Annotated in this window: 10 protein-coding genes and 1 other RNA gene; 4 read left to right on the forward strand and 7 right to left on the reverse strand. The window is 41.1% G+C overall.

The window, feature by feature from the left end:
- Positions 1–33: 33 nt before the first annotated feature.
- The 4 genes from ACM0OT_RS16595 to ACM0OT_RS16610 form a co-directional block, all read right to left on the reverse strand.
- Complete coding sequence (locus tag ACM0OT_RS16595) at positions 34–1,299, reverse strand: M16 family metallopeptidase (RefSeq protein WP_414565502.1); 1,266 nt, start codon at positions 1,297–1,299, stop codon at positions 34–36.
- Between the two features lie 249 nt (positions 1,300–1,548).
- Positions 1,549–1,732: non-coding RNA, 6S RNA (ssrS, locus tag ACM0OT_RS16600), on the reverse strand.
- Between the two features lie 60 nt (positions 1,733–1,792).
- The gene (locus tag ACM0OT_RS16605; RefSeq protein ID WP_414565528.1) at positions 1,793–2,932 is read right to left on the reverse strand and encodes a 5-(carboxyamino)imidazole ribonucleotide synthase; all 1,140 of its coding nucleotides are present in this window, start codon (positions 2,930–2,932) and stop codon (positions 1,793–1,795) included.
- Positions 2,929–3,417, reverse strand: coding sequence for a pentapeptide repeat-containing protein (locus ACM0OT_RS16610; RefSeq protein WP_414565504.1), 489 nt, complete (start codon positions 3,415–3,417; stop codon positions 2,929–2,931). The genes ACM0OT_RS16605 and ACM0OT_RS16610 overlap by 4 nt, the downstream gene beginning before the upstream one ends.
- A gap of 541 nt (positions 3,418–3,958) precedes the next feature.
- On the opposite strand from ACM0OT_RS16610, the gene ACM0OT_RS16615 reads away from it, so the two are divergent.
- Together ACM0OT_RS16615 and ACM0OT_RS16620 are read left to right on the forward strand one after the other, a co-directional pair.
- Positions 3,959–4,279, forward strand: a complete 321-nt coding sequence (locus ACM0OT_RS16615) for a hypothetical protein (protein ID WP_414565530.1) — start codon at positions 3,959–3,961, stop codon at positions 4,277–4,279.
- A gap of 428 nt (positions 4,280–4,707) precedes the next feature.
- Positions 4,708–6,297: an alkaline phosphatase D family protein gene (locus ACM0OT_RS16620; RefSeq protein WP_414565506.1), complete on the forward strand. Its 1,590-nt coding sequence runs from the start codon at positions 4,708–4,710 to the stop codon at positions 6,295–6,297.
- Positions 6,298–6,398: 101 nt separating this feature from the next.
- On the opposite strand, the gene ACM0OT_RS16625 is transcribed toward ACM0OT_RS16620, so the two are convergent.
- Positions 6,399–8,306, reverse strand: coding sequence for a GTPase family protein (locus ACM0OT_RS16625; protein ID WP_414565508.1), 1,908 nt, complete (start codon positions 8,304–8,306; stop codon positions 6,399–6,401).
- A 203-nt stretch (positions 8,307–8,509) separates the two neighbouring features.
- Positions 8,510–9,844, reverse strand: coding sequence for a hypothetical protein (locus ACM0OT_RS16630; protein ID WP_414565510.1), 1,335 nt, complete (start codon positions 9,842–9,844; stop codon positions 8,510–8,512).
- Between the two features lie 76 nt (positions 9,845–9,920).
- On the opposite strand from ACM0OT_RS16630, the gene ACM0OT_RS16635 reads away from it, so the two are divergent.
- Positions 9,921–10,097 (forward strand): hypothetical protein, encoded by a 177-nt coding sequence (locus tag ACM0OT_RS16635; protein ID WP_414565512.1) that lies wholly within the window; start codon positions 9,921–9,923, stop codon positions 10,095–10,097.
- A gap of 95 nt (positions 10,098–10,192) precedes the next feature.
- Complete coding sequence (locus tag ACM0OT_RS16640) at positions 10,193–10,918, forward strand: Uma2 family endonuclease (RefSeq protein WP_414565514.1); 726 nt, start codon at positions 10,193–10,195, stop codon at positions 10,916–10,918.
- Here ACM0OT_RS16640 and ACM0OT_RS16645 read toward each other — a convergent pair.
- Positions 10,880–11,128, reverse strand: coding sequence for a hypothetical protein (locus ACM0OT_RS16645; protein WP_414565516.1), 249 nt, complete (start codon positions 11,126–11,128; stop codon positions 10,880–10,882). The genes ACM0OT_RS16640 and ACM0OT_RS16645 overlap by 39 nt on opposite strands.
- Positions 11,129–11,187 lie beyond the last annotated feature (59 nt).

The raw sequence follows: 11,187 nt of genomic DNA on the forward strand, positions 1-11,187 counted from the left end.
ATGGAGTGGTCAGTTAATCAATAACCACTGACACTAACAGGGTTTAAGTATCGTCACTGCATAATTTTGCGGTGAAAGATATTGTTTTGCTAATTGTTGCAGTTCTGGGGTTTGAAACGATTGAATCTGCTGCGGATATGCCACCGCTAATTCAGCATGAGCGATAGTGTTGTAGTACCCATACAACCCTGTAAGTTGATTTGGTGTCTCGGTAGAAAATGCATACTCATTACACAACAGTCTTTGTGTCCGAGCTAGTTCCTGGGCGCTAATTTCTTGGTTTTGTAAATCATCCAAATGTTGACGAATCAAGTTCTCTACTGTATCCAGGTTTTCTGGCTCCAACCAAGCAGTAATTGTAAATAAACTCGATTCTTGTTGCAGAGAAAAATTACTACAAATTCCCTGTACTAATTGCGATTCTTCTCTTAACTCACGCACCAAGCGAGAAGTTCGCCCTTCTGCCAATAATACTGATAATAAATCTAAACCATAGGCGGTGCGGAGTTGCTTGACTCCGGGGACAACCCACGCCATGAGTAATCTAGCTTGTTCTACCCGTGGTAAGCATAGTTCTTGGCGATGAATGCCGGCAATGACTGGTTCTACTATGGTTTCCGACTGCGGACAATGCAAGGGTTCAGCAAAATCAACAAATGACTGATTAACAAGTTCCCTGGCTGGTTCTTGAGCAATTCCCCCGACAATCACTACTGTCATGTTATCTGGTTGGTAGTGAGCGCGATGAAAACAACGCATGGCTTGGGGCGACTGCTGCATCAGTTCTTGTTCAGTACCCAGCACCGAACGCCCGTAAGGATGGTTTTGATAAATGCTTTGATTGAGGGCTTGAAATCCTATCCAGTCGGGATCATCGCTGCAAGCGCGGATTTCTTCTAAGACTACATCGCGTTCGCGGATAAATTCATCGTCGGGAATTGCCGCCTGAGTTAACAGTTCTCCCAAATGGGGTAAAGTATCCCCTAGGTAAGAGGCAGCTGTAGTCAGGGTGTAATGAGCATAATCATGGCTGGTAGCCGCATTACTAACACCGCCCCGGTTTTCAATCTGATGATCAAACATTCCCGGTGCTAGTGTTGCTGTACCCTTAAAAATCATATGTTCTAAAAAATGAGCAATCCCAAACCAGGGTTTTGGCTCACGGGTTGCTCCAGCACGCACCCAAACATCAGCTACAACTACGGGTGTAGTGGAAATCTCTTGATGGATCAGTGTTAAGCCATTATCTAGTCGGGTAACCGAAGCTGGAAATACGGTATGAGGTAGTTGTTGTGACAATTTTTTGTAGCTTGAACCACAATTTAATACAATTTTTGTTATCTTAACTCTGAATGATCACTAAATTAGAATCAACGTATACAGAATTAATTTTCTTGTGTAGGCACAGATAAATCATCAAATTCACTGGAACTGAATTTATTTAAGGGAAATCAGTGAAATGCTGACCCTGCCTCTTAGTAAATTTATTTATATTTTTAGATAATTAAAGCTCCCAAGTCTTTGCTAACTTTAGGAGCTAATTATTTTGAGTTCACCGCGACGCCGTTTTACCTAAGTTTATGACCTGGTTAAACCAGGTGGGTGCCGACTTTCTTCGTTTTAAGTTTCCGGGTACATGCCCGGTCTACTGCCACGAGAATTGTTAGCTTCCCTTTTCTTTAAAGACATAGATCAAAAAACTTTATGGCAGTCACCAACGTCGTAGTGCAACTAACTCATTATAGCTTTCAACAATCGGTTGTGTGTTCAGTAGGGCAATTTTCTGGGAAATTTAATTGCCATACCAGATAGATTCTATATTCTGAGCAACGATATTGGCTGCATCTCGGTTCTGATGATCTAGTAAAACTGTGACGTGTCCTAGTTTACGACCAGGACGAGATTCTGTTTTGTTGTACCAATGAACAAAAGCTTGGGGAATCTCGGCTAATTTTTGACGCTGGCTGTGGTAGTCGCTACTGGAAGTTTCATACCCCAGGAGGTTGACCATAATTGCACTAGCACAATGTAATGCAGGGTTTCCCAAAGGTAAACCACAAACCGCTCTCAAGTGCTGTTCAAATTGGGATGTTTCGCAGGCATCTAGGGAAAAATGCCCAGAATTATGGGTGCGTGGGGCTATTTCATTTACCAAGACTGTGCCAGTGGCGGTGAGAAATAGTTCAATGCCAAACACCCCAACTACTTGCAAACTATTTAATAGAGTATGAGCGATCGCTTCAATTTCTGCTGCTTGATTAGGTGTAATATTAGCTGGTGCAATTACTCGCCGACATACTTGTTGTTCTTGTTGGGTTTCCACCACTGGATAAGTGACCACTTCACCTTCTACAGAACGAACAGCAATTATTGCTAGTTCTCTTTCAAAGGGGATAAATTCTTCTATTAAAAATAGAGATTGATTTAAACTTGAATCTAGCTGTTGTTGCCAACTAGCTAAATCGGGAATAATAAAAGTACCTTGTCCGTCATAACCATGCCGTCGGGATTTTAAAACAACTGGAAAACCTAATTTTTCTATTTTAGATGTAATATCTTCCTGTTGTTCAAGGGCAAAAAATTGGGGAACAGGTAATCTCAAATCTCTTAAATAGCAACGCTGATGATATTTATCTAAAAGCGGAGTTAAAGCTTCTAGCCTGGGTCGAAAGCAAATACCTTGATGTTCGATTAAAGATAAGGCATCTAAATTTACAAATTCATTTTCAAAGGTGATAACATCAGTTTTTGCTGCTAAAGCTGCGGTAGCAATAGCATCATCGACGGACGCCAAAACGATATCTTGGGCAATAGACACAGCGGGATCATTTTTGCTAGGAGTTTGTACTATCAATTCCACTCCTAACTTCTTCGCTGCATTCCCCATCATCCAGGCTAGTTGCCCACCACCAATTACACCAACACGCTTCATCGACATCCTAAAGAATAACGAGTTTCTACACCAGTTTTAGAATTTACACCACTGGCTTTATTGCAAAGTTCTTTAACTTGTGCCCCATCCAAAATTGCATCTGTAAAGTCGGCGCTGTCTATATTCACATCAGTAAAAACAGAACGCAGCAACAGAGCTTCTTTGAAAACGGCATCGCTCAAATCAGCCCCGGTAAACTTTACCTGATCCACCATAGCATTAGTTAAATCCGCTCCATGTAGATTTGCTTGCGTCATTACCGAAGCACTCATGACCGCTCCCCGCAAGTCTGCATCTTCAAAGTTAGCCAATTCCATATTGGCGTTAGAGAACTCAGCGGCTTGTAAACTTTGACCAGAAAAATCACGTCTGGCTAACTCTGCATTACTAAATGACATCGGATGAGTCCAATCTGCCAAGGCAGGGGAAGCTTGGAAAAATAATACAATCCCCAAAATCAATGCTAATCCTTGCTTCCAAAACATAAGCTACTGTAATTTTTCATCACTTCTTTCAGCTTACCGTATTTAGATCAGTTACCAATTAAGCATTTTTGTGATTTATTATACATTTAATTCAAATGCTAACCGAGTGGCGATCGCACTACTGTATCCATACCAAAATTCATTCGCAAGGTACAGTTTTTTATATTTAACTTTAGATAAATTCAATAATCAAACAATAATTGCTCACTTAAATATTTACAATTCTTGATTTTATAAAATCAATTTTGCGATATAAAAAGTTTTATTAGTTAACAGGCGATCGCGCAGTTATTTACAATTCTTGACATCAAAATTTTTAAGTAAAGTTTATTGTATTTCCAGTTAAACAGTCATTATGGGCTGTTATTCTGTTAGTTATGGTGAGCGATTAAGCAATAATTGTATATCTGAAATGCTGATAACGCTTTACAAGAGGAGCATTGCCTGTAGGGCATAATGATTGGTTAACTATTCAGGAATCTCCCACAAATTATTTTCACCAACTATAGAAATTCCGCAAGCCGAAATTACCAACACCGTTATGACACATTACTCTCTTGATTGGATAGAAGCATGGTGCCAAGAAAATGGCTGGACTGAATTATTTGTCGAGCGGCGTAACAACTATTGGGCTTTTCCACCAGGAGGAGTCATGCCAGAACCAATCCCCAATCATGTCCTCAACTTGATTAAATCTGAAAAAGGATTCACTGTTGAGGAAAGAGTCTGGTCAGCATCGGCGGTGATTGGCACAATTGTGGCGATCGTTTCGGCAGTTATATTTAAGTGCCCTATGCCTTTAGTGTTTGCGTTTGCCTTTAACGCTGTGACGGTAGCGCAATTTGAAATAGAAGATGCCTAAATCGGATCTAGGCATTTCAACTGAAAACTGCTCTTGACTGTAACTTCAGTATGAGCAGTTTTTAATTAAATCTGTCAACCAAAATCTTATTTCAAAATTTTATAGATATTGTTTATTTTGATTAGCCCGAACCAAAATTAATTAATAACAATCGAGACGCATTTCTTTTAGATTAATTTGATCATAAACAATAAATATCCAAAAATTAAGTTTTCATTAACTCTTTCTTTGCACAGAATTAATCTCTAACTAGTAGGTTTAATTTGGCAAAGTGACATCTGATACATAAAAATTACTGGATAAATTTGTCAATTCCCGCCTGATTTTTGGCAAGAAAATTTAGTTGTGGAGTTTGCCTATGATTATCCCGTTTTCCTGTAATCACATGTTTCTCTGCTGAAATTCACCTGTTAGTCAGGAGCATGACAATGGCAGATTACTTGAATTTTGAGCGGTTTTTGCGTAATCGAATCAAACGACGTAATTTAATTCTTGGGGCGGGAGCATTAACTGGGTTTGCAGTCACCAGCCAATTTTCCCATCAACGAGCGATCGCCACAGGCCGATTTTCTGACTATCCTTTTAAACTCGGTGTGGCATCGGGTGAACCATATGCTACTAGCGTCGTCCTTTGGACTCGCCTAGCTCCTGAACCTCTAAATGGAGGAGGAATGCCACCTTATAATGTGCCTGTGCGCTGGCGAGTGGCAACTGATCCTAAGATGAGAAGGATTGTAGCCAGAGGTAGCGAGTTTGCAACACCAGAACTGGCGCATTCAATTCGGGTTGTAGTTGAAGGACTCGAACCTAATACTTGGTACTGGTATCAATTTATTGTCGGCAGAGAGACTAGCCCCATTGGTCGCACTCGTACAGCTCCTTTACCGGGAAGCTACTTGAATCAATTTAACTTTGCCGTGGTATCTTGCCAAAACTATCAGCAAGGATACTATACCGCCTATAAATATCTAGCTCAGGATGACCTCAGCTTAGTGGTACATACTGGTGACTATATCTATGAAGGAGGAATTGGCAACAATACCGTCAGACCACATAATAGTCCCAAAATTGTGACTTTAGAGGATTATCGCAACCGTCACGCCCTCTATAAAACTGATGCTGATTTGCAAGCAGCTCATGCAGCCTTACCTTGGATTGTCACTTGGGACGACCACGAAGTGGAAAACAACTACGCCAATGACATTTCACAACTGGATAATGAGCCAGATGCAGATCCAGCAATTTTCTTGGAACGGCGAGCAGTTGCTTATCAGGCTTACTATGAACACATGCCATTGCGTCCTTTTTCACGACCCACTGGCCCTGATATGCAACTTTTCCGTCGGCTTTCTTTTGGTAATTTGGCAACATTCCATGTTTTAGATACCCGCCAGTATCGTACTGACCAACCTTGTGGTGATGGTAGCAAAGAACGTTGCCCAGAGGTTTTTGATCCACAGGCAACAATTCTAGGACAAGAACAAGAAAGTTGGTTGTATCAAGGTCTAGATAGCTCACAAGCTAAATGGAATGTTTTAGCGCAGCAAGTACCTATTGCTCAAAGAGACTTTTTGCCAGGTGAAGGCCAAATTTTTAGCATGGATAAGTGGGACGCTTATGTGGCTTCTCGCGATCGCCTGATGAATTTCCTCCAACAGCGTCAGCCCTCCAATCCAGTATCATTGGCAGGTGATGTGCATTCCCATTGGGCAATGAATCTGAAGGTTAATTTTGATCAGCCAGAATCCGCTACAGTTGGTAGTGAATTTGTCTGTACTTCAATTAGCTCTGGTGGAGATGGGGTAGATATGAATCCCACAGTAGCCGCTTATTTACCTGACAACCCGCACATTAAGTTCTACAACGGTCAACGGGGATATGTTCGCTGTTCATTGACTCCCACAAACTGGAAAACAGATTATCTAGTTATGTCTAATGTCACAACTCCTTTTGGGACGTTGAGTAAGCGTGCTTCATTTGTAGTTGAAGACGGTAATCCAGAAATACAACCAGCTTAATTGTTTTTACTGACCAGAAACCCGGACTGATAAATCTAGATGGTATTAATCAGCAAAAGAGGCTACTGACATTTTCCATTGCATGACTGCTTGTAGCCTCTTTATTTATGCTGCTGCAAATAGTAATCAAACCGTTTCCTTAGTTGTTCAATAGTCAAATTCTGAGTCCAATACTCTACTAAAGCATGACCAAAAGCCCAGGCGTTGCGGTCAGGTGAGGCAGAGTTTTCTAGTAGCAATGGCCACAGAGATAATAAATCAAATTTCAGCGGGTTAACATTACTTGTATTCAACAGGGAAAACAAATCATAGGCCATCTGAAGTTTACCAATCACAATTGGCAACTGTTCCACGGGGATTTGTTCTGCCAGCAAATACGCCAGTGTCGGAGAACCCGTTGATAAGGTAGAGATAAACTGAAGTACAGGACTTTTAAGCAGTGCAGTTAGTCCCTGAGTCGTTGCCATCTGGAAAGTATAGTGATCGATGATTTTGGCAGTGGCCACAGTCCGGGCTTCTAAGTTACGCAAAAAGCGCGCTAGCCGCAGTTGTTTGGCAGGAGCGATCGCTTGTAATAATGATAAAGATAGTCCCTCTACTCCCCAGGCCATTCGACCTGTTTTCACATCACTGGTAACAATGGGTAAAACCAGATTACAGAATTTATCCAAAAGTTGAGCGCGGTACTGGGTAGCTTCCCGAATGGCAATTTCCTTGGGCTTATCACCCCATTCCCAATCATAAGGCGGTTGCCACTCGCGGATGGGACGCAGACGATCTACTTGGGTGACAACTGCGATCGCTGGTAAGTCTGCAACTGCCGTCTGCATATCTTGGAGAAAATCCACATCCATTTGTAAGGCGGGATCAAGGGCAGGAGTAACTAACAGTAGTAAATCTGCGTTTGTAGCATAATCAAGCACCAAGTTTCGCAGATCCCCACCATTTACTTGTTCATAACCTGGAGTATCCCACAGGTTTAAAGTTTCCCCACTTGCAGACTGCCATTGGTAATTATCTATTTGATCAGTGCTGGGCAAAATATCCACGGCTGCCAAATCAGCTTGAAATAACGTGTTAATCAAACTGCTTTTGCCAGAACCAGTACGGCCTACAAGTAAAATGTTGACTGGTTTTTGGGCGACTACCTCTGGTGGTTCTGCTTGGGTGAGTATTTCTCGCAGATTTTGAGTTTTCGCTTTGGGTAGTGCTGGTGTAGAAATGGCGGATGCTGACATTGGCAGTTTACCACCACTATAAAGAGCGATCGCCTGACGGCATAAATTCCTCAGCGCATTTTCCCGCAAAAGTTGGCCCAAATTGACCAATAGCTGCTGAGTTGCCTGGTTACTATAACCTTGTGTAGCTTGTTTTGCCACTGCTGCCACAGGATTCAATAACCACTGTGCCCAATTCCAGGCTTGCCAAAGTTTACGAGCCGATGGCTCTAGTTTGCGGTAGACTTCATACGCTTGATAAGCTTGTGCAACTGTGACTTGATTCAGAGCCGGGGATAACTTTTGCATCCACTGATCTAAATCATCCATTGTTCCCCGAATCAAACCGTAAGCCTGGGGTATGTAGATATTTAATAGAGGATATTGAACTTGAGGATAGTAGATATGAGCGATCGCTGTGACTAAATCTTGGCATCGTGTCCAAAAAGTTTGCCAATCTTCCCAAATCGGGCGATCGTTTTGTGCTACTTTCAAAATCTCCTGGAGTGCCATTTCCGCCTGCTTTGTGGTGTCACTTCCTGCTGTATCTTCTGCGGCTGATTTTAGTTCTTCTTGAACTTCTGTCATTACCGCTTCGAGCTGTTTGATTGCAGGTTGAGTCCATCTCACTAGCAGCCAACGCCAACCCACAAATACCAGAGTAAATACACCCCAAATCCAATTAATACCCCAAGCATGAATCTGCAACCCAGCGGATACCAATAAAAAGGTGATGATAATAACGATGGGAATTGCTAATACGCCCCATTGCCACGTTTTTAATCGCACCATGTCTCATACCTGCCTTGGTTTGACTCCCAATATGCAGCACTCTAGCACTAATGCTAATATGCCAAAAAATTTATTTATATAAGAAAATTCACAGTATTTATTGAAATAGGAATCATGCCTGATGACAATACTTTTCTAACTTTTGACTATGATAGTAAAAGCTTTGAAGCTGATTAAATTACCGAAACCTCTAGTATCTCACTTTATTTAAAACCCGTTCCTGTTTTTTTCTTTCCCTTACCCTTAGGCTTAGATTTTTGCACTTCGGCAATAGCTTCTTGAAATAAATTGTGCAAATGTATGGGTACACTAGCAATTTCTGGTAAATCTGGCTCTAAAGGCTTATCAAATTCTTGTAAAACTGTATCCAAGTCTTTAGTTAAGTTAAACTCTGGACGTTGCAGAAAATCTTGTAATAACTTTTCTAATTGAGTGGGATACTTCTCGGCTAGACGATGCCAAATAAATACATTAATACTTTTGTCTTCTAGGTAATAGCGGATGAGTTTCTCGTTTTCTGTGCGATTTTGCTCATCATCAGAAGATAAAATATCTTGCATTTGACTGTATGTTTTAACAAACATTTGTCCCCAACGCGGATGGGAAAGTGCCGTTACTTGTTCTGCTTTTTTCAAGTCAGCAGGTAAATCCACTTTTGGCATGACCATTTTGGTTTTACCATTGTTATTATCACCTTTAAAAAGCTGAGAAACTGCTTTTGAGTCTGCACCAACTTCCTTTGCAGCTGTTTTTATTTCTTCTTCACTTACACCAGCTTCTTCTGCCATTTCTGCTAGAGATTTAGAAGAATCAATGCCCGCAGCAGCTAAAGTTTGCTCAGTCAGTATTTCTTGAAATTCAGCTATTTTTTTATTTAGTTGATATCCAGGCAATGTAATTTCATCACTACCAAAAAAGTCAACAAACTGATGATGATATTTTTCTACTGATTTCCAAGCTTCCTCTAGTAACTCAGGAGCATCACTATAAAGATTATTTTTATAGTTTTCTTTAAAATTACCAATTGCTACGGCGAGTTTTGGCTTACCCAATTTACCCATGAGTGTATGAGGGCCAGAAAACATCCAGTAGCTATCATTAACAGGTGAAATGCGAGTGAGTAATATTTCTCCTTCTTTCAACCTTGATAATGTTTGTAATGTTTGCGCCTTAGTAGGCTTGACAATATAGCGTTTATTTGTAAGCCAATTTCTTAACTCAAAGCCATCGGGTAAGATGCTGGTGATGGCAAATAAACCAATAAAACTATGATGCCAATTATTGATTAAATTGCGATCGCTCTCTGATAAATCTTGATGGCTGGCGATAAACAACTCTAGCGGAGAATGGTCATTAACTTGCCCTTGGGTGAGAAAGCTGTCAATAATTAAGTCTTGCTGCGTATTATCTCCACTACCACGGCGTAACTGTTCTGCTGCATAGGTTTCCAGTGCTTGCGCTAGTTCCCCTTCTGCATCCAGAACAAAATCAACTAAAGCTTGTTTGAGTTCGTGCGATCGTTCTAATATGGCATCCACAAGTATATCTTTCGGCTCAACAGTTGTTAAGTTACAACTCTAGACAGGTTTTGAGCATCTGGCAATAGCTAGATTTTTGAATGCCGATTACTTTGGTATCTGCGATCGTATCCTGAGTTTGGTCAATCTCAACGGTTTCAATTCAATTTACCCAAATGTAGTCGTCAACTTAGGCGATGTACCTTCCGCTACAAGTCCTGGTACACCAAGCGATTCTTATGGATTTATCCGGTTTTGGGCAAAAATTAAATAATCATCTTCATGTATTGGCAGTGAATTATTCAGATATCCGCAATTCTTTGCTACCTTAAAAACATCCCTATTCCACATCCTGCTGAGGGCGAAGCTATGGTATCGCAAATCCCACCGCAGACTCAACCAGAGGTCATTTATCCAGATAGTGACGGAAAACCAGTGGCGAATAATACGATTCAGTTTCGCTGGATTGTCGAAATTAAACAAAATCTCGATTGGCTATTTGCTGATGACCCAAACGTATTTGTGGCTGGAGATTTATTTTGGTATCCAGTAGAAGGTCGTAATAATATTGTCAACGCCCCAGATGTCATGGTAGTTATAGGTAGACCGAAAGGAGATCGCTTATCTTATCTACAATGGAAAGAAGGCAAAATTTCACCACAAGTAGTCTTTGAGATTCTCTCTCCTAGTAATACCAAAGTAGAGATGGAGAAGAAATTACTTTTCTATGACCGCTATGGTGTAGAGGAGTATTACATTTATGATCCTGACAGCAATAGTCTACAGGGTTGGCTACGAGGTGAAGATGGTTTAGATGTCATCCCTCAAATGGCAGATTGGGTAAGTCCGAGACTACAAATTCGTTTCGTACCATCAGAGACTGGTTTGCAGCTTTATCGTCCAGATGGTGAACGTTTTTTAAGTTATGCAGAGATTTCCCAACGCGCTGAACAAGAACACCAACGTGCTGAACAAGCTGAACAAGCCAGAAGAAACGCTGTACCTCAATTGTTGCAAATGGGATTGAGTGTAGAACAAATTGCCCAAGCATTGACTTTATCCGTGGACGAAGTGCGATCGCTTGTTCCAGAATAAGGTTTTGATTTTAGGGAAAAATGGTCTGAAAACCTGATATAACAAAACAATCACAATGGGAATAATAATAGGGATAAATACAATCAGTGCTGATTTGTCAAAGCGAACCGCTTGACCTTCCGACTTGACAAGAGCAATTACCGCCACAACTCCCATGAGTATCCAAATAAAGCCGAAGATCATAAAGATAGTAAATACTGAATCTGGCATTTTCTCTATCTTAATGGAGCAAGAGGACTCCCGTTAAAGTCGCCAGACTTAACGGGATG

It is taken from the genome of Anabaena sp. CCY 9613 (genome assembly GCF_963920895.1).
In the GTDB taxonomy this organism is placed as follows: Bacteria; Cyanobacteriota; Cyanobacteriia; order Cyanobacteriales; family Nostocaceae; genus Cyanocohniella.

What these genes read in the sequence shown, in the direction of transcription:
- ACM0OT_RS16605 (WP_414565528.1), bottom strand. Translation starts at nt 2,932, where the DNA reads ATGAAGCGTGTTGGTGTAATTGGTGGTGGGCAACTAGCCTGGATGATG.
- ACM0OT_RS16610 (WP_414565504.1), bottom strand. Translation starts at nt 3,417, where the DNA reads ATGTTTTGGAAGCAAGGATTAGCATTGATTTTGGGGATTGTATTATTT.
- ACM0OT_RS16615 (WP_414565530.1), top strand. Translation starts at nt 3,959, where the DNA reads ATGACACATTACTCTCTTGATTGGATAGAAGCATGGTGCCAAGAAAAT.
- ACM0OT_RS16620 (WP_414565506.1), top strand. Translation starts at nt 4,708, where the DNA reads ATGGCAGATTACTTGAATTTTGAGCGGTTTTTGCGTAATCGAATCAAA.
- ACM0OT_RS16625 (WP_414565508.1), bottom strand. Translation starts at nt 8,306, where the DNA reads ATGGTGCGATTAAAAACGTGGCAATGGGGCGTATTAGCAATTCCCATC.
- ACM0OT_RS16640 (WP_414565514.1), top strand. Translation starts at nt 10,193, where the DNA reads ATGGTATCGCAAATCCCACCGCAGACTCAACCAGAGGTCATTTATCCA.
- ACM0OT_RS16645 (WP_414565516.1), bottom strand. Translation starts at nt 11,128, where the DNA reads ATGCCAGATTCAGTATTTACTATCTTTATGATCTTCGGCTTTATTTGG.